Raw genomic sequence first — 20,107 nt, forward strand, 5'->3', positions numbered from 1 at the left:
CGCCGGACTCGCTGGACTCCGCCACCGACGACGAGATCTTCGACCTCATCGACCGCGACCTGGGCGTCTCCTGACCGGTAGTCAGGTCCCACCACACCGAACTGGAGTCGACATGACCGAGGACAAGCTCCGTACCTATCTGCGGCGGGTCACCACGGAACTGCAGCAGACGCGAGAGCGGCTCCGCGAGTCCGAGGACAAGCGCCGCGAGCCGCTCGCGATCATCGGGATGGCATGCCGGCTGCCCGGTGGCGCCGACTCGCCGGACCGGCTGTGGCAGCTCGTCGCGGACGGCGTGGACGCCGTCGGCGGTCTGCCCACCGACCGTGGCTGGGACCTCGACGCCCTCTACGACCCCGACCCGGACAAGCCCGGCACGACGTACACCCAGGAAGGCGCGTTCGTCTACGAGGCCGGGGACTTCGACCCCGCGCTCTTCGGTATCTCGCCGCGCGAGGCGCTGGCCATGGACCCGCAGCAGCGGCTGCTGCTGGAAACGTCCTGGGAGGCGGTGGAACGCGCCCGCATCGACCCGCTGTCGCTGCGCGGCAGCCGCACCGGCGTTTTCATCGGCGGTCTGCCCACCGGCTACGGCGCCATGCTCCTGGACTCCGCCGAGGACCAGGGGTACGCGCTGACCGGCGGCACGGGCAGCGTCATGTCCGGCCGCATCTCGTACGCCCTCGGGCTCCAGGGCCCCGCCGTCACCGTCGACACCGCATGCTCCTCCTCGCTCGTCTCGCTGCACCTCGCGGCCCAGTCACTGCGGCAGGGCGACTGCTCCCTGGCGCTGGCGGGCGGCTCGGGCATCCTCGCGACTCCGGCCGGCTTCGTCGTCTTCGCCCGGCAGCGAGGGCTGGCGGTGGACGGCCGCTGCAAGGCGTTCTCGGACGACGCCGACGGCATCGGCTGGGGCGAGGGCGCCGCTGTCGTCCTGCTGGAACGGTTGTCGGACGCCCGGCGGAACGGTCACCGGGTGCTGGCTGTCGTGCGGGGTTCGGCGGCGAATCAGGACGGTGCGTCGAACGGTTTGGCCGCGCCGAGTGGTCCCGCGCAGCAGCGGGTGATTCGGCAGGCGTTGGCGAGTGGGGGGTTGTCGGCGTCGGATGTGGACGCGGTGGAGGCGCACGGTACGGGGACCCGGCTGGGTGACCCGATCGAGGCGCAGGCGTTGTTGGGTGTGTTCGCCGGTGGTGAGCGTGAACGGCCTTTGTTTGTCGGGTCGTTGAAGTCGAACATCGGTCATACGCAGGCGGTGTCCGGTGTGGCCGGTGTGGTGAAGACGGTGATGGCACTGCGGGCGGGGGTGTTGCCCCGGACCTTGCACGTGGGTGAGCCTTCGACCGAGGTCGACTGGTCGTCCGGCGCTGTGGAGTTGCTGACGGAGGAGCGGGCGTGGCCGGAGACCGGACGGCCCCGCCGTGCGGGTGTGTCGTCGTTCGGGATCAGCGGGACGAACGTGCACGTGATCCTCGAACAGGCCGAAGAGCTGGAAGAGGCCGAGGAGTTCGGGGAGGCCGTACAGGCGGTTGCGTCCGCGCCCTTGTCGGGTCCCGTGCCGTGGACGGTGTCCGCCGCCACCGGGGCGGCGCTTCGTGATCAGGCCCGCCGTCTGCACGACCACCTGACCGAGCACCCCGACCTCACCACCACCGACGTCGGACACTCCCTCGCCACCACCCGCGCCGCCCTCGAACACCGGGCGGTACTCGTCGCCGACGACCGCGACGGCTTCCTGAACCGGCTGAACGCCCTCGCCGAGGACGCGGAGACGCCGGGCCTGGTCACCGGAGCGGGCACCAAGGCCAAGACGGTGTTCGTGTTCCCGGGGCAGGGGTCGCAGTGGGTGGGCATGGCGGTGGAACTGCTCGCTTCCTCACCGGTGTTCGCCGCCCGGATGGCGGAGTGCGAGCAGGCGCTGTCGGGGTTCGTGGACTGGTCGCTCACCGAAGTGCTGGGCGATGAGGCCCAGTTGGCCCGGGTGGACGTCGTCCAGCCCGTGCTGTGGGCCGTGATGGTGTCGCTGGCGGCGGTGTGGCGCTCGTACGGCGTCGAACCGGCCGCCGTCGTCGGTCACTCGCAGGGTGAGATCGCCGCCGCCGTCGTGGCGGGCGGGCTGTCCCTCGAAGACGGTGCCCGCGTGGTCGCCCTGCGCTCGCGGGCGATCCTCGCTCTGTCCGGCCAGGGCGGAATGGTCTCCGTGCAACTGCCCGCCGACAACGTCCGCCAGGAACTGGCCCGTTGGGACGGCCGGATCGATCTGGCGGCGGTCAACGGCCCCGCCTCCGTCGTCGTCGCGGGCGAGACCGACGCCCTGGACGAACTGCTGGCCTGGGCGGAGGAGGAAGGTGTACGGGCCCGGCGCATCGCCGTGGACTACGCCTCCCACTCCTTCCAAGTGGAGGGCCTGCGCGCCGAGTTGGCCGAACGGCTGGCCGACGTGACTCCGCTGTCCTCGCAGGTGGCCTTCTACTCGGCGGTGACCGGAGAACGCCTCGACACGAAGAACCTGGACGGCGAGTACTGGTTCCGGAATCTGCGGCAGCCCGTGGAGTTCGAGCGGGTGACACGGCTGCTCCTGGAACAGGGGCACGACGTCTTCGTCGAGGCGAGCCCCCACCCTGTACTCACGGCCGCCGTACAGGACACGGCCGAATCGGCCGACCGGGAGGTAGCCGTCACCGGAACGCTCCGCCGAGGTGAGGGCGGTGCCGAGCGGCTGCTGCTGTCGCTGGGTGAGGCCTACGTGCACGGCGCGGGCGTCGCATGGCGGGACTGGTTCGCGGGCAGCGGCGCCAAGCCGGTCGACCTGCCCACCTACGCCTTCCAGCACCGCCGCTACTGGATGGAGGTGCCGACCGGCGCCGCAACACGCGCCCAGGCCGGCCGACCGGTCGACGACTGGCGCTACCGCGTGGCCTGGCGGCGTATCAACCCCGCCGCCCGCGCCGCCGAGGGAGCGCCGCTGTCGGGACGCTGGCTGCTCGCCGTCCCGCACGGCACCGACGGCGGAGAGATCGCGGAAGCACTGCGCGCGGCGGGCGCCGACCTGACCATCTCCACGGACGCGACCCTCGGCACGGATCTCGCGGACCACGCCGGTACGTACACCGGCGTCGTCTCCCTCCTGGAGTCGGCCGGTGACGCCCTCGCCCTGGCCCGCGCCCTGCGCGACGCCGAGGTGAACGCGCCGCTGTGGTGGCTGACCCGGGGCGCCGCCGCCGTGGCCACCAGTGACGCCGTACGCGCCGAGGCGACCCGGCTGTGGGGGCTCGGCCAGGTGCTCGGCCTGGAGCACCCCGACTGGTGGGGCGGGCTCGTCGACCTGCCGCGCGAGTGGAGCGACAGCGCCGCCGCCCTGCTGCCCGCCCTGCTCGCGGGCGCCGCGCCGGGCGAGGACCAGTTGGCGATCCGTGGCCCCGCCGCCTACGCGCGGCGACTGGTGCGAGCCCCGCTCGCCGACCGCGGGCCGGCCCAGCCGTGGAAGCCCCGCGGCACCGTACTGATCACGGGCGGCACCGGCGGCATCGCCGCCCACCTGGCCCGCTGGCTGGCCGCCGAGGGCGCCGAGCACCTGCTGCTGGTCAGCCGCCGGGGCGCCACCGCGCCCGGCGCCGACGCACTCGGCCAGGAACTGCGCGCGCTCGGCGCCGAGGTGACGTTCGCGGCCTGCGACGTCGCCGACCGGGACGCCCTCGCGGCCGTACTGGCGAACGACATACCGCAGGCGTGGCCGCTGACCGCCGTCATCCACGCCGCCAGCTCCACGAGTTACGGCCCGGCCCTCGCCGTCGAGCCGCAGGAACTGACGGACGGCATGGCCGCCAAGACGGAGGGCGCCCGCAACCTGGACGAACTCACCGCCGGGCTCGCCCTCGACGCGTTCGTGCTCTTCTCGTCGGGCGCCGCCGTCTGGGGCAGCGCGGGCAACGCGACCTACGCCGCCGCCAACGCGTACCTCGACGGCCTCGCGTACGAGCGGCGCGCCCGAGGACTGACGGCGACCTCACTCGCGTGGGGCGGCTGGGCCGACGGCGGCATGCTCGAAGGCTTCGAGGCGCTCGCCGACCAACTGGACCGCATGGGCGTACGGCAGATGCGGCCCGAGTCGGCCATCGAGGTGATGCGGGAGGCCGTCGAGCAGGGCGAGACCACGCTGACCGTCAGCGACATGGACTGGGCGCGGTTCGCCCCCGTCTACGCCCTGTCCCGGCGCCGCCCGCTGATCGAGGAGATCCCCGAGGCGGCACGCGCGCTGCGCGGCGAGTCCGACGGCGACCAGGCATCCTCCGGCGACGACGACACCGCCGCCGGGCGGCTGCGCGAGCGGCTCACCGGACTCGCCGGGCCGGAGCGGCGCGCCGTACTGCTGGACCTGGTGCGTACCCGCGCGGCAGCGGTGCTGGGTCACGCCGACGCGGCCGACATCGCGGCCGGGCGGCCGTTCAAGGACCTCGGGTTCGACTCGCTGACGGCGACCGAGCTGCGCAACCGTCTGGGCGCGGCGACCGGACTGCGGCTGCCCGCCACCCTCGTCTTCGACCATCCCACCCCGACCGCTCTCGCCGGTCTCCTGCTCCAGGAGCTGCTGGGCGGCGCGGAAGCGGCGAGCCCCGTGCAGCCGCCCGTCCATCTGCCCGTGGACGACGACCCGCTGGCCGTCGTCGGCATGGCGTGCCGCTACCCGGGCGGGGTCACCGGCCCGGAGGACCTGTGGCGGCTCGTCACCGAGGGCCGCGACGAGATGTCCGACTTCCCCGTGGACCGGGGCTGGGAAGCCCTGGCCCTCTACGATCCCGGACGGCAGACCACCCTCTCCGGACAGGGCGCCTTCCTCTACGACGCGGGCGACTTCGACGCCGACTTCTTCGGCATCTCGCCCCGCGAGGCGCTCTCCATGGACCCGCAGCAGCGACTGCTGCTCGAAGCGTCCTGGGAGGCGATCGAGCGGACCGGCATCGACCCGCTGTCCCTGCGCGGCAGCCGCACCGGCGTGTTCGTCGGCGGCACCCCGCAGGAGTACGGCGCCCTGCTGATGAACTCCCCGTCCCTGGCCGGTGGTTACGCCCTGACCAGCTCCTCCGGCAGCGTCATGTCCGGCCGGGTGTCGTACGTACTGGGCCTTGAGGGTCCGGCGGTGACGGTGGACACGGCGTGCTCGTCGTCGCTGGTCGCCCTGCATCTGGCCGGGCAGGCGCTGAAGGCGGGGGAGTGCGACCTCGCACTCGCCGGTGGCGTGACCGTCATGGCGACGCCCGGCGCCTTCGCCGAGTTCGCCAACCAGGGCGGACTGTCCTCCGACGGCCGGTGCAAGGCGTTCTCGGACGCGGCCGACGGCACCGGCTGGGGCGAGGGCGTGGGCATGCTGGTCGTGGAGCGGCTGTCCGACGCCCGCCGCAACGGCCACCCCGTGCTGGCGGTACTGCGCGGCTCCGCCGTGAACCAGGACGGCGCGTCCAACGGACTGACCGCGCCGAATGGTCCGTCCCAACAGCGCGTGATCCGCGCCGCGTTGGCCAACGCCGGCCTTGCCGCCACGGACGTCGACGTCGTCGAGGCACACGGCACGGGAACCCGGCTCGGCGACCCGATCGAGGCCCAGGCCCTGCTGGCCACGTACGGCAAGGACCGCCCCGAGGACCGGCCCCTGTGGCTCGGCTCCGTCAAGTCCAACATCGGCCACACCCAGTACGCCGCCGGTGTCGCCGGAGTCATCAAGACGGTGCTGGCGCTGCGCGAGGGCGTACTGCCGCGCACGCTGCACGTGGACGAGCCGACGCGCCAGGTGGACTGGTCCGCCGGTACGGTACGGCTGCTGACGGAACAGCGTGCGTGGCCGGAGACCGGGCGCCCCCGCCGCGCCGCCGTGTCGTCCTTCGGCATCAGCGGCACCAACGCCCACCTCGTCCTCGAACAGGCACCCGAGCAGACACCCGAGCCCGGAGACGACCTTCAGTCCGAGGCAGGGCTGGAAACCGTGCCCGAAGCGCCGAGCCCCGCCGGAATCGTGCCGTGGCTGGTGTCCGGCCACACCGAGGCCGCTCTGCGCGACCAGGCCGCCCGCCTCCTCACAGATCTGCGGGCCCGCCCCGGCGTCACCGCACTGGATGTCGCCCACTCGCTCGCCACCACGCGCAGCGCTCTCACCCACCGCGCGGCCGTCGCCGCCGACGACCTCCCCTCCCTCGTAGCGGGACTGGAATCGCTCGCCGCCGACGCACCGGCCACCACCGCCGAGGTGCTCCGGGGTGTCGTGCGGGAGAGCCCGCTCGCCATGGTCTTCCCCGGCCAGGGCTCCCAACGGGTCGGCATGGGCAGCGAGTTGTACGAACGTCACCCCGTCTTCGCCGCCGCCTTCGACGCGATCTGCGCGGAGTTCGACGGGCTGCTGCCCCGACCGCTGCGCGACGTCGTCCTCACCACCGACCCCGACACCGCACCCGGGCGGCCCGGCGAACTGGACCGGACCGAGTACACCCAGCCCGCCCTCTTCGCCGTGGAAGTGGCCCTGTACCGGCTGCTGGAGAGCTGGGGCATCCGTCCCGACGTGCTGATCGGCCACTCCGTCGGCGAACTCGCCGCCGCCCACATAGCGGGAGTCTGGTCACTCGCCGACGCCTGCCGCGTCGTCGCGGCGCGCGCCCGGCTGATGCAGGCTCTGCCGCCCGGCGGAGGCATGCTCGCCGTTCAGGCAGCCGAGACCGAGGTGGTCGGGGTACTGGCCTCCCACTCGGACAGCAGCGTCGGCATCGCCGCTGTCAACGGGCCCTCCTCGGTGGTCGTCTCCGGCCCGCAGGACGCGATCCTGGAGGCGGCGGCCGAGTTCGTCGGGCGCGGCTACCGGACCAAGACACTCGCGGTCAGCCACGCCTTCCACTCCTCGCTCATGGAGCCCATGCTCGCGGACTTCGCCGCCGAACTGGCGCGGGTCACCTTCCACGAGCCCCGGCTGACCGTCATCTCCAACATCACCGGAGCCGCCGCCTCCGCCGCCGAACTGTGCGCCCCCGGCTACTGGGTCAGGCATGTCCGCGACACCGTGCGGTTCGTCGACGGTCTGCGCACCCTGCTCGACCGGGGAGTGCGCACCTTCCTGGAGGCGGGCCCCGGAGGCGCCCTGACCGCCATGGCCGAGGAGACCGCCGCCGACCACACCCAGGCCGCCGTGACCTGCCTGGCCGCCCTGCGCGGCGCTGACCGGGGGGAGGCCGACGCCCTGGTGGGCGCGGTCGCACGGCTCGCCGTCGAGGGCACCCCGGTCGACTGGGACGCGTACTTCGGCGGCACCGGAGCCCGTACGGTCCCGCTGCCGACGTACGCCTTCCAGCACCGCCGGTTCTGGCTGCGCGTCCTGAGCGCCGGCGCCGGAGCGGGCCGGGACGTCTCGGCCGTCGGGCTGGCCGCCGCCGAACACCCGATGCTCGGCGCGGTCACCGCGCTGCCCGCGTCCGGCGGAACGCTGCTCACCGGCCGCCTCGATCTCGCCGGTCACCCCTGGCTGGCCGGCCACGCGCTGGCCGGGACGCCGCTGCTGCCCGGCACGGCCTTCGTCGAACTGGCCCTGCACGCCGGTGAACACGTGGGCTGCGACCGGCTCGACGAACTCGTCATCCACGCGCCCCTGCCCCTGTCGTCGGACGAACGCGCCGGAATCGCCCTCCAGTTGACGATCGAGGCCGCCGACGACGAGGGCCGACGGCCCTTCACCGTCCACGCCAGGTCCGAGGACACCCCCGACCTGCCGTGGACCCGCCACGCCACCGGCCTCCTCGCCCAGGACGACCCGACGGCCGCACCGGACACGGGCACGGACACCGGCGCACACCCGCCGGCCGACGCCCACCGGATACCGCTGGACGACTTCTACGACAGGACGGCTGAAGCCGGTCTCGCATACGGGCCGGCGTTCCACGGCCTCACCGATCTCTGGCAGACGGCGGGCGCACTCCACGCCCGGGTGGTCCTGCCCGACGACGCGGCCACGGGCGCGGACACGGACCCCGACGACGGCACGGACACCGCCGACGGATACGCCGTCCACCCGGCCCTGCTCGACGCGGCACTCCAGCCGCTGGCCCTCGGCATCCTCGGCGCGGACGGCCCCGACGGAACTCCGGTGCCAGCCGGACTGCCCTTCGCCTGGTCCGGCGTACGGCTGTACGCCACCGGCGCGGACGAACTGTACGTACGGCTCTCGCCCACCGGGGACGGCGCGGTCCGCGTCCATCTGGCCACCCCGGACGGCCGGCCCGTCCTGACCGTCGACTCCCTGACCCTGCGCACCCCCTCGGCCGTCCCGGAGCGCGCCGCCCAGCCCGGGAACGAGCCGCTGTACCGGCTGCAATGGCCTACGGCGACGCCCGCCACCGTCTCCGGCCAGGACACCCGGGCGTGGGGCATGCTCGGCCTGGACCCGAGGGAACTGCGGCCCCGGCTGGCCGCCGCCACCGGCCTGGACGTCGTCCCCTACCTCGACCGCCAGTCCCTCACCGAGTCGCTCGCCGGCGGCGCGCCGGCCCCCGCCGCCGTCGTCGTCTTCTGCGACGCGCCGGAGAACGACAACGCGGCCACCGAGGCCCGCGCGGCGACCCGGCAGGCGCTCGACACCCTGGGGCCCTGGCTCGCCGACGACCGGCTCACCGGCGTCCGTCTGGTACTCGTCACCCACGGCGCGGTCACCGTCGGTCCGGACGACAGCGGTCCGGACGACAGCGGTCCACGGCCGTCCGCCGCCGCCGTGTGGGGCCTGGCCCGAGCGGCCCAGGCCGAGCACCCGGGCCGGATCGTCCTGGCCGACCTCGACGAGGACGACATCTCGCTCGCCGCACTGCCGGGCGCGCTCGCGACCGGCGAACCGCAACTCGCCCTGCGCTCCGGCACCGTCCACCTGCCCCGCCTGACCCGGCTGCCCGCAGAGCCGGCCATCCTCCCGGACGGGCTGCCGACGCGCTTCGACGCGGACGGCACCGTCCTGGTCACCGGTGCGACCGGCGCCCTCGGCGCCCTCGTGGCCCGGCACCTCGTGACCCGGCACGGCGTACGGCACCTGCTGCTGGCAGGAAGGCGCGGACCGGCCGCGCCCGGCGCCGACACCCTGACCGCCGAACTCATCGACGCCGGCGCCCGGGTCACGTTCGCCGCCTGCGACATCGCCGACCGCGAGGCGCTCGACGGGCTGCTCGCCGGAATCCCCGCCGAACACCCCCTCACCGGGGTCGTCCATCTCGCCGGAGTCGTGGACGACGGACTCGTCACCGACCTGACACCCGCCCGGCTCGACAGCGTCCTGCGCCCCAAGGCCGACGCGGCCTGGAACCTGCACGACGCCACCGCCGGACACGAACTGACCGCGTTCGTGCTGTTCTCCTCCGCCGCCGGAGTGCTGGGCAGCCCGGGCCAGGCCAACTACGCGGCGGCCAACGCCTTCCTCGACGCCCTGGCCCAGCACCGCCGGGCCGCCGGACTGCCCGGACTCGCCCTCGCCTGGGGACCCTGGCAGGGCACCGGCGGCATGGCCGACGCACTCGACGCGTCCGCCCGCGTCCGGCTCGGCGGCAGCGGACTGCTGCCCTTCACCGCCGAGATCGGCCTCGATGCCCTCGACCGGGCCATGGCGGAACCCGGCGAGCCGCTGCTCGTACCGCTCCGGCTCGCCCTCAAGGCGGCCGAGGCGATGCCCGCCGAACGGATTCCCGCAGTCCTGCGCGGCCTCGTCCGCGCCACCACCCCCCGCAGGACCTCCGTCCGCGACACCGGCCACCGCGGTGACCGTGAGCGGGCGGCGGGACTCGCCGGTCTCGACCCCGCCGCACGCGCGGCGGCGCTGCTGGACCTCGTACGCGCCGAGGCCGCCCGGGTGCTGGGACACAGCGGCCCCGACGGCATCGACGCCGACCGGGCCTTCGGCGAGCTGGGATTCGACTCCCTCACCTCCGTCGAACTCCGCAACCGGCTCGCCGCCGCGACCGGACTGCGGCTCCAGCCCACCCTGGTCTTCGACCACCCGACGCCCACGGCCCTGGTCACGGCCCTCGACCGGCAGTTCGCCGCACCGGCCGACGAGCCCTCGCGCGCCGAGACCCCGGCCGACCCGGCCACCGCCGTCGCGGGCGCCGTCGAGGCCCTCTACCGGCACGCCCTCACCATCGGCCGCTACGATCAGGCGGGCAAGGTCCTGATGAACTCGGCGGGCCTGCGCCCGTCGTTCACCTCGGCCGACCAGGTCAGCCGTGCCCCGGGACTGGTCAAACTCGGCGAGGGGGACCAGGCGCCGGCCCTCGTCGGCCTGCCGTCCACCTCGGTGTGGGCCAGCGACCAGGAGTTCGTCAGCCTCGCCCGGGAGTTGCGCGGCCTGCGCAGCACCTACTCGCTGATGATGCCGGGATTCACCGCCGACGAACTCGTGGCGGGCAGCGTCGAGGCCCTCGTCGAGCACGCGGCCCGGACGATCCTCCGGGACCTGGACGGCGCCCCGTTCGCCCTGGCCGGCCGGTCCTCCGGAGGATCACTCGCCTACGCGGTCGCCACCCGCCTGGAGGAACTCGGCACCCCCGCCACCGGCGTGGTCATGCTGGACACCTATCTGGCCGGCACCCCGCAGACCGACTACATCGTCCACGTCATGGAGGAGCGTTCCCTCGAACGGGAGGCCGAGTTCGGGCGCATGACCGGTATGCGGCTCACCGCGATGGCCTCGTACTTCTCCCTCTTCGAGCCCTGGCGGCCCCGGCCCCTCGACACGCCCGTCCTGTTGCTCCGCGCCTCCGAACTGATCCCCGGCGACTTTGACAAGCCGCGCACCGTCCCCGACGAGTGGCAGACGGTGTGGCCCGTACCCCTGGACGTGACGGACGTCCCCGGCGACCACCACTCCATGATCGAGCAGCACGGGGAGACCACCGCGCGCACCCTGCACGACTGGCTCAAGAAGCAGGCAGGGCGCGCCTGATGAGCCGATGCGTGAGCTGAAGCATGAGCTGACGCACTATCTGACGCACGCACTGGGGCCGACCCCCCAGGGGCGAACACCGCACATCGGCGGGTCCCGGAAACTCCGGGGCCCGCCGATCCGTTGGATCGGCCCTGCGTACCGTCCGATCAAGAAAAGTCCGGTCGGCGTGGATCCACGCGCGCCCCTCCTGCGTCTGTTCGGATAGCCGAACCCTCGCTTCACAGTGAGCGCTTGGCGAAACATTGACCAGGGGGAAGGAAACCATGACCACTCCACGTCGCAAACCGAGACGCTTCGGGCGGATCACGGCGGTCGGGGCCGCGCTGACCGCGCTCATGGCCGCCGCGACCGGGACGGCGACCCAGGCGTCGGCCGCACCGAGGACACCCGAGAAGCCGCCCGTGCCGTCGCTCGCCTGGACCGACTGCCAGGGCGGCTTCGAGTGCGCGAACGCCGACGTTCCGCTCGACTACCGCCAGCCGCAGGGCAAGACCATCACCCTCGCGGTGGTCCGCAAGAAGGCCGCGGACCCGACCAAGCGCAAGGGCACGCTGTTCATGCAGCCGGGCGGACCCGGCAACTCCGGTGTGGACTTCGTACGGAACAACTACGACGACCTGCCCGCCGCACTGCGCGACAACTTCGACGTCTTCGGGTACGACGTCCGTGGCGTCGGCCGCAGTTCGGCGCTGACCTGCTTCGACGACGCGCGCTACATCCGGGCCGTCACGGAGGCCAAGGGCGTGCCCGGCCCCGACGCCTACGAGCCGGCGCTGCACCAGGCCGCCGAGTTCGACCAGGCCTGCGTCGACAACACGGGCGAACTGCTGCCCTACATCGGCACCGAGTACGTCGCCCGCGACATCGACCTGCTGCGCGAGGCGCTCGGCGAGCAGCAACTCACCTACTACGGCCGCTCGTTCGGGTCGTACATCGGAACCGTCTACGCCGCCATGTTCCCGAAGCGGGTACGGGCCCTGGCCCTCGACGGCGCGTACGACCCGGTGCACTACGCCAACCACCCCTACGCCTACGACCGGCCGCAGTACCTCGCGCTGGACGGCGCGATGGGCCGCTTCCTCGACTGGTGCGCCGCGAACCAGGCCACCTGCGGGTTCGGCGACGGCGACCCGCGCGCGGCCTTCGAGAAACTGAAGGCCGACCTGGACGCCAACCCGGTGACCACCGCGAACGGCCGCCTGGCCAACGGCTACACCCTGGTGTACCGGCTGATGTTCAACATCAACGAGGGCAAGGTCATCTGGCCCGAGTTCGGCGAGGCACTGCGCAAGGCCCAACTGCGGGACAACACCTCCTTCCTGCTGCGCCCGCCGTCCCCGGCCAGCTTCGACTTCCTCGGCCCGAACGTGGCCGTCGAGTGTGTCGACCGGGACTACCCGCGCGACCTGAAACTGCTGAAGCGCAAGGTCACGTCCTTCGCGCAGGAAGCGCCGCTGCTCGGCCCGGCGATGGCGTACGGCCCGCCCACGTACGACCACCAGCACGCCACCGCCTGCGTCCAGTGGCAGGGCGAGCGCCCCAGCCGCTACGACGGCTCCTACCGGGCCAAGGGCTCCGCGCCGATCCTGGTCCTGGGCACCACCGGCGACCCGGACACCCCGTACCAGGACGCGGTGGCGCTGTCCCGGCGCCTCGACAACGCCTCGCTGCTCACCTTCGAGGCCGAGGGACACACCGCGTTCGGCCGCAGCGCCTGCGCCACGGACGCGGTGATCGGCTACCTGGTGGACCGAAAGGTTCCGGCCCCGGGCACCACCTGCGCGGACGAGACCCAGCCGCCTACCTCCACCCCGAAGACGGCCCTGCCCGGCACGACGCTCAGCGAACTCCGTAACGGCGTCGACGAGCGCGTGGAGCGCATCGGCTCCATGGACTGATCCGTGGACTGAGATTCCCGCACCGACCCCGGGGCGCCGGCCTGCCAGGCCCGGCGCCCCGGGCTTTTTCGTCGGCGGCGGGACACGCCCGGGGGAGTCAGGGGTGCCGGCCGGATGCGCCCGGTGTGAGGGCCCGCTGGGGATCCGCCTGCTGGAGCTCCGCGAGCAACTCGCCCTGGCCGGTGATCAGTTCGGTCAGGATCCGCCGGGCCGCGCGCAGCAACTCGGCCACATCACCGCCCGCCAGGGCGTAACTGACGGTGGAGCCCTCCCGGATGGACACCACGATCCCCGACCGGCGCAGTACGGCCAACTGCTGGGAGAGGTTGGACGGTTCGATCTCGATCTCGGCGAGCAGGTCGCGTACGGGGACGGGGCCGTTCTGCAGAAGCTCCAGGACCCGGATGCGTACCGGGTGGCCGAGCATCCGGAAGAACTCGGCCTTGGCCTGGTAGAGGGGGACCTGCATGGTGAATCGCTCGCTCCCTGCCGCAATCGACTGGCCGCATCCGGGCTCGGTGGCCCTTTACGTGCCACCGCAGGCGGTCCTGAGGACCGATCCTCGTACATCCGGCCTCGCACGCCCGTGGGATTGATCTCATCCGGATGTGCCCAGTTGAAGAAATCTTCAAGTGGTGGGCGTGCGAGGCCATGGACAACGCCGTTCTCTACACGTCGAGTTGGCCTTCGACGCTCTTGAGCTGGTGGCGGGCCATCGCGAGATTGGATTTCCTCGCGTCGAGTACGAGATACAGGAACAGGCCATTGCCGCTGCGGCTCTTGAGCGGCCGGAGGATGTGGTACTGGCCTGCCAGTGTGATGAGGATGTCCTCGATCTCGCCCTTGAGGCCGAGGTGTTCCATGGTGCGGGTCTTGGCGCGGATCACGTCCGTGTTGCCCGCCGCGGCGACATTCAGGTCGAGGTCCTTGCCACCCCCGAGAGTGCCCAGCGCCATACCGCTCGTGTAGTCGACCAGGGCGGTTCCCAAGGCGCCCTCGATCGAGGTCATGATCTCCTTGAGGCAAATCTCCACGTTGCTGATACCGGCAGCTCCTTCTGGTCGGCGCGAGACTCGGGTCCCGCCTCCTCGTCAATGCCCCGGACCTTACGGAGGGGCGGCGGCCGGCGGTCGTGTTGTTCCTGTACTGACCGAGAGAGCGTCAGGAAAGTCGGATGATGCTATTTCCATGACTGCTCATGCTCGGTGAATGACAGGCGTTGTGAGCCTCGACCGCGTACGGACGCCTGACGGCCGGTGACCGGTCGCACGAACTGACCGTACGACCGGCTTGATAGCCTCATCGGGCCAGTCGAGCCACATCCGAGGCCAGGGAATCCGGTGCGAATCCGGAACTGACGCGCAGCGGTGAGGGGGACGGGCGGGGCACGGAACGCCACTGGGAGACCGGGAAGGCGCCCCGTCCGGACGAACCCGAGTCCGAATACCTGCTGGCACCTCCGCACTCCGTGCGGAGGGACGTCCATAGGCCAGGCTCCGCGTACGAGCCCCGACCCCGGAGGCATGCCCGTGCTCCGTACCCCCGCACTCTCCGAAGTCCAGCCGGCGCCGTGCCGCATCGTTGTCTGCCGGGACTGCTGCTGCGGAACCCCGAAGGTGACCGGAGTCGATCACGCCCAGCAGACCGCACGCCTGACCGAGGCCGCGCCCGTGCGCATCGCGGACTGCCTCGACGTGTGCGACCAGGCCAACGTGATCGTCGTCCAGCCCTCGGCCGCCGCCCGCGCCGCCGGAGCCCGCCCGGTCTGGCTCGGCCTCGTCAACGACCCCGACGCCACCGAGGACATCGCCGCCTGGGTCCGGGCGGGCGGCCCCGGCGTCGCCCCCCGCCCCGACATCCTCGACCTCTACGTCTTCACCCCGCCCCGAAAAGGACGCTGAGTACGACGAGACTTGTCGGGTTCCCGGAATCGTGTCACGTGTTCCGGGGACCGACAGGTGGGGACCGGCAGGTGGGGACCGGCAGGTCGGGACTTATTAGAAACGCGGCGCGCGCCTAGCGTGGGATTCACCCAGCAGGTGAATTGGTGCCGCGCGTCAGAAAAGGCGTGACGGTCGAGGGAGTCGTCTTGGCCACTCACGTTCCGGTCGTCCCGGTCGTTCCGGGAGAACCGTCCGCAGATCAGTCCATGGAGTCCACGGGGCCCGCCGTTTCCCTTTTCCGGGCCTCGCGGGCGCAGCAGCGCATGTATTTCCTCCAGGAGATGGAGGGAAACAGGCCCACCTACCACATGCCGGTCTTCTGCGCATTCGATACGGACGCGGACGCGGACGCAGACGCCGATGTAGACGTGGACGTGGACCTGATACGGGTGTGCGCGCAGCGACTGCTGGACCGGCACGAGGCACTGCGCACCCGGTTCGCCCTGGACGACGGGGAGTTGACGCAGTACATCGACACCACCGCGCAGCTCGACTGGTCGGCGCAGACGGTGGGGGGTGACGGTGCCGAGAGCGTGCGCCGGTGGATGGACGCCCAGTACCGGCGCCCCTTCGACCTCACCACCGGCCCCCTGTTCCGGGCCGCCCTGCTGCGCCACCCGGAAGGCGCCGTGCTGGCGCTGGGAATGCATCACATCGTCGGTGACGGATGGTCCACGGAAATTCTGCTCCGGGAACTCCTCGCCGAATACGCCGCCGGAACAGGGAACGGGGAGCGCGTCCGCGTCCAGGAGCCGGAATTCCAGTACGCCGATTTCTCCGAATGGCAGGAGGAATGGCTGCGCGGTCCGGCCGCCGAGCGGCAGCTCGCCTACTGGGCCGGGCAGTTGGGCGGCGAGCTGCCCACCTCCGCGATCCCCGCCGACCACCGGCCGGTGGCCGCACCCGGCCCCGAGGCACCCGCGCCGCGCGCCGCCGCGACCTGTGAGATCCCCCTGCCGGACGCCCTGCTCGGGCGGCTCGACCAGGTATGCCGGGACACCGGAAGCACCCGCTTCATGACGATGCTCGCCGCCCTCCAGGTCGTGCTCGGCCGCTACTCCGGCAGCGAGGACGTCCTCGTCGGCACCCCCGTCGCCGGCCGCAACCGCAGGGAGTTCGCGGACACCGTAGGCCTGTTCGTCAACACCCTCGTGATCCGCTCGAACCTCGCCGAGGACCCCTCGTTCCGCGACCACGTGACCGCTGTGCGGGACACCGTCGCGGACGCCCAGGACCATCAGGACCTGCCCTTCGAGCGGATCGTCGAACACCTCAACCCGGGACGCACCACCGAGCGGGCCCCGTTCTTCGACGTACTCTTCGGCCTCCACGACGAGGACGAGACCACGGCCGGGCTGCCAGGCCCCCGTGTCCGGCTGCTCGAAGGACCCGCCGACACCGCCAAGTTCGACCTGACCCTCGACGTCGTCCTGTCCGGCGGCGGTGTGCGCCTTCGCCTGGAGTACCGGGCCGACCTCTACGAGGCCACCACGATCGAGCGGTTCGTCCGGCACTACCTCCGACTGCTCGACGCCGCCGTCAGCGGGCCTCAACTCCCGCTGTCCGCGCTGCCGATGCTCTTCGACGACGAGCAACTGCCGCTGATGTCAGCAGCACCGGGCGCGTCCGCCGCCGGTCCCGCGACCTGCGCCCACGAACTGTTCGCCGAGCACGCCGTCCGGACACCCGACGCCGTCGCCGTCACCGACGGCGAGCGCCGGCTCGGCTACGGCGAACTCGACCGCCGTGCCAACCAGGTCGCCCACCGGCTGCGCACCCTCGGCGTCGGACCCGGCACCCTCGTCGGCCTGTGCGTCCCCCGCTCCGCAGAACTGGTCGTCGGCCTGCTGGGTATCCTCAAGGCGGGCGGCGCGTATCTGCCCCTCGACCCCGACAACCCGCCCGAGCGGCTGCGCCACATCGTCGGCGACGCCGGACTCGGCCATGTCGTCGGCACCACCGCGACCCGCCCGCTGTGGGACGCCCCGGACCTGTGCGCCGTCGACCTGATCGCCGACGCGGCCGAACTGGACCGGCTGCCGGACACCGCCCCCGACAGCGGTGTCACCCCCGACGACCTCGCCTACGCCATCTACACCTCCGGCTCCACCGGACGCCCCAAGGGCACCCTGATCCCGCACCGCAACATCACCCGGCTGTTCTCCGCGACCGACCACTGGTTCGGCTTCGGCGCCGACGACGTCTGGACCCTCTTCCACTCCATCGCCTTCGACTTCTCCGTGTGGGAACTGTGGGGCGCCCTGCTGCACGGCGGCCGGCTCGTCGTCGTCCCGTACACCACCAGCCGGTCCCCGGAGGAATTCCACCGGCTGCTGCGCGAGGAGCGGGTGACCGTCCTCAACCAGACCCCGTCGGCCTTCCACCAGCTCGACCGCGTGGACGAACAGTCCGGCGAACGAGGCCGACTCGCCCTGCGGCAGGTGGTGTTCGGCGGTGAGGCGCTGGACGTCGGCGCGCTGCGCGGCTGGTTCCGGCGGCACGGCGACACCGCGCCCCGGCTGGTCAACATGTACGGCATCACCGAGACCACCGTGCACGTCACCTACCGTCCGCTGACCGCCCGCGACGCCGAGGAAGGACACGGCAGCGTCATCGGCGTACCCATCCCCGACCTGCGGCTGCACCTGCTCGACAGCCGGGGCAGGGCCGTACCGCAGGGCGCGGTGGGCGAGCTGTACGTCGCCGGGGCCGGTCTGGCCCGTGGCTACCTCAACCGCCCCGAGCTGACCGCCGAACGCTTCCCCACATCGGCCTCGGGGGAGCGGCTGTACCGGACCGGCGACCTCGCCCGGCTGCGCACCGACGGTGAACTGGAATACCTCGGCCGCATCGACGACCAGGTCAAACTGCGCGGCTTCCGTATCGAGCTGGGCGAGATCGAGGCGGCCCTCACCGCCCACGCCGGCGTCGGCGCCGCCGTCGCCCGCGTCGTCCAGGACGCCACCGGCAACCCGCTCCTGACCGCGTACGTCGTACCGGCCCCGGAGACCGCCCCGGACGGTGCGTCCCCCCTCACCGTGGACGCGCTGCGCGCACACCTCGCCGCCCGGCTGCCCGGCTACATGATCCCCGGCGCCTTCCTCACCCTGCCGGCGCTCCCTCTCACCGCCAACGGCAAGGCCGACCGGCGTGCCCTGCCGGTCCCCGGCACCGAGGGCGCCGTCGCCCTGGGGGCCGTCGACGCCCACGAGCCGGCGCGCGGGCCGGTCGAGACGGTGCTCGCCGAGATCTGGCAGGAGGTCCTCGGCCACGAGCGGATCGGCGCGCTCGACAACTACTTCGCCCTCGGCGGCGACTCCATCCGCTCCCTCCAGGTGCTCGCCCGCGCCCGCGACCGGGGACTGCGCTTCGCCGTCGCCGACCTGATGCGCCACCAGACCGTCCGGGGCCTCGCCTCGGCGGCCGTCCAGGACACGGACACACCGTCCGAGGCGCCGTCGTACGAGCCGTTCTCGCTGCTGGACGACACCGACCGGAAGGCGCTGCCCGCCGGACTGGAGGACGCCTACCCGATGACCCGGCTCCAGGCCGGGATGCTCTTCCACAGCGACCTCCCGGCGGGCACCGGCCGCGTCTACCACAACGTCGCCTCCTACCACGTCGAGGCGCCCTGGTCGGAGCAGGCCTGGCGGCGGACGGTGGCCGAGGCCGGGGCCCGGCACGAGATGCTGCGCACCTCCTTCGACCCGCATGGATTCGGCGAACCCCTCCAGCTCGTCCACCGCGACGCCCGCCCCCGCATCACCTTCGAGGACCTGCGCGCACTGGACGAGACCGCCCGGGAAGCGGCCGTCGCCGCACGCTACGAGGCCGAGCGCGCCCGCCCCTTCGCCTGGGACGAGGCACCCCTCATCCGCTTCCACGTGCAGCGCCGCACGGACACGCGCTTCCAGCTGTTCATCGCCGAGCACCATGCGGTCATGGACGGCTGGAGCGAGCGCTCCCTCCTCACCGAACTCGCCGCCCGCTACGTCGACCTCTGCGCCGACCTCCGCGCTGACGAGGACGAAACAGCGCCGCCCGCCCCCGCGCCACGCTCCCGCTTCGCCTCGTTCGTCGCCCTGGAGCGGGCCGCGCTCGCCGACCCCGCCCAGCGGGACTTCTGGACCGGCGTGACCGAGGGCGCCCCCGTCACCCGGCTGCCGTACGGCGCCACGGTCGGCGGACCGCCCCGGATGACCTGGCACCACGCGCCGCTGCCCGCCGGGCTCCACGAGCGGCTGTCCGCGCTCGCCGCCGAACTCGGCGTGCCGCTGCGCACCGTACTGCTCGCCGCGCACACCCGGGTCATGGCCCTGATGGGCGGCGGCGACGAGATCACCACCGGCGTGGTGCTCAACGGCCGTACGGAGGAGGCCGACGGTGACCGGGTCGTCGGCGCGTTCCTCAACACGCTGCCCTTCCGCGTCGCCCTCACCGGCGAGAGCTGGCGGGACCTCGTGCGCCGCGTCGCCGACCTCGATCTGCGCGTGCACGAGCACCGGCGCTACCCGCTCGCCGAGGTCGTACGCCGCAACGCGGGGGCGTCGCCCTTCGAGACCTTCTTCAACTACACCCACTTCCACGTCGAGCAGGGCAGGCCGTCCGGCGGGGCGTTCACCGTCCTGGAGGAGACCGGGGAGGCCGCCACGGACGTCGCGTTCGGCGCCGAGTTCTCCCGTACGCCCGACGGCAGTCTGCTCGAACTCGGCCTGCGCTACGACGCGGCACGGTTCACCGCCGAACGGATGGACGCGGTGCACGCTTCCTACACGGCGGCGCTGCTGGCCCTCGCCGACACACCCGGCCAGGACTGCTTCGCGGCCTACCTGGTCCCGGCGGCGGACCGCCGTCGCCACGCCGAGTGGAACGACACCGCCCGGCACTACGAAGCACCGCACACACTCACCGAGCTGATCGACCGCCGGGCGAGGCGGACACCGGACGCGACGGCCGCCCGCTTCGACGGCACGGCGCTCGACTACCGGCAACTCGACGAGCGGGCCGAGCACCTCGCCGCCCGCCTGAGGGCCCTCGGCGCCCGCCCCGGCACCTTCGTGGGCCTGCTGATGGACCGCTCCCTCACCCTGCCTGTGGTCCTGCTCGCCGTACTCAAGTCCGGCGCCGCCTATGTGCCGTTGGACCCCGAGCACCCCGCGGCGCGCATCCGGGCGCTGCTCACGGAGGCGGACATCCGCCTGGTCGTCGCGGACGCCCACCGGGCGGAAGCGCTGCGGGAACCTGGACAAGGCGCCCCGGGCGCCGCCGGCATCACCGTGGTCGTCGCGGACGAGCCGGGCCCGGATGCGGAAGCC

General features: G+C 72.7%; 6 protein-coding genes and 1 riboswitch. Of the genes, 4 read left to right on the forward strand and 2 right to left on the reverse strand.

Annotated features, from left to right (window positions below; translation table 11 throughout):
* Window positions 1–112: 112 nt before the first annotated feature.
* Window positions 113–10,948 (forward strand): type I polyketide synthase, encoded by a 10,836-nt coding sequence (locus tag AOK08_RS15705; RefSeq protein WP_055526186.1) that lies wholly within the window; start codon window positions 113–115, stop codon window positions 10,946–10,948.
* A 266-nt stretch (window positions 10,949–11,214) separates the two neighbouring features.
* Entirely contained in the window at window positions 11,215–12,849 is a 1,635-nt protein-coding gene (locus AOK08_RS15715) for an alpha/beta hydrolase (protein WP_055526188.1), read from the forward strand.
* Window positions 12,850–12,946: 97 nt separating this feature from the next.
* On the opposite strand, the gene AOK08_RS15720 is transcribed toward AOK08_RS15715, so the two are convergent.
* Together AOK08_RS15720 and AOK08_RS15725 are read right to left on the reverse strand one after the other, a co-directional pair.
* Entirely contained in the window at window positions 12,947–13,318 is a 372-nt protein-coding gene (locus AOK08_RS15720; RefSeq protein WP_055526189.1) for an ArsR/SmtB family transcription factor, read from the reverse strand.
* A 199-nt stretch (window positions 13,319–13,517) separates the two neighbouring features.
* The gene (locus AOK08_RS15725) at window positions 13,518–13,859 is read right to left on the reverse strand and encodes a hypothetical protein (protein ID WP_422125741.1); all 342 of its coding nucleotides are present in this window, start codon (window positions 13,857–13,859) and stop codon (window positions 13,518–13,520) included.
* A gap of 281 nt (window positions 13,860–14,140) precedes the next feature.
* Window positions 14,141–14,318: riboswitch (cobalamin riboswitch) on the forward strand.
* A gap of 54 nt (window positions 14,319–14,372) precedes the next feature.
* On the opposite strand from AOK08_RS15725, the gene AOK08_RS15730 reads away from it, so the two are divergent.
* Both AOK08_RS15730 and AOK08_RS15735 read left to right on the forward strand, forming a co-directional pair.
* A complete protein-coding gene (locus tag AOK08_RS15730; protein WP_055526191.1) occupies window positions 14,373–14,750 on the forward strand; it encodes a hypothetical protein in 378 nt (125 codons plus the stop codon).
* A gap of 188 nt (window positions 14,751–14,938) precedes the next feature.
* On the forward strand, window positions 14,939–20,107 hold a 5,169-nt coding region (locus AOK08_RS15735), incomplete at its 3' end, for a non-ribosomal peptide synthetase (protein ID WP_198539279.1).

Source organism: Streptomyces graminilatus, from assembly GCF_001418565.1.
Lineage (GTDB): Bacteria > Actinomycetota > Actinomycetes > Streptomycetales > Streptomycetaceae > Streptomyces > Streptomyces graminilatus.

Bases quoted from the DNA above. Each gene is read 5' to 3' on its own strand.
- AOK08_RS15705 (WP_055526186.1), top strand. From the start codon at position 113: ATGACCGAGGACAAGCTCCGTACCTATCTGCGGCGGGTCACCACGGAA.
- AOK08_RS15715 (WP_055526188.1), top strand. From the start codon at position 11,215: ATGACCACTCCACGTCGCAAACCGAGACGCTTCGGGCGGATCACGGCG.
- AOK08_RS15720 (WP_055526189.1), bottom strand. From the start codon at position 13,318: ATGCAGGTCCCCCTCTACCAGGCCAAGGCCGAGTTCTTCCGGATGCTC.
- AOK08_RS15725 (WP_422125741.1), bottom strand. From the start codon at position 13,859: ATGACCTCGATCGAGGGCGCCTTGGGAACCGCCCTGGTCGACTACACG.
- AOK08_RS15730 (WP_055526191.1), top strand. From the start codon at position 14,373: ATGCCCGTGCTCCGTACCCCCGCACTCTCCGAAGTCCAGCCGGCGCCG.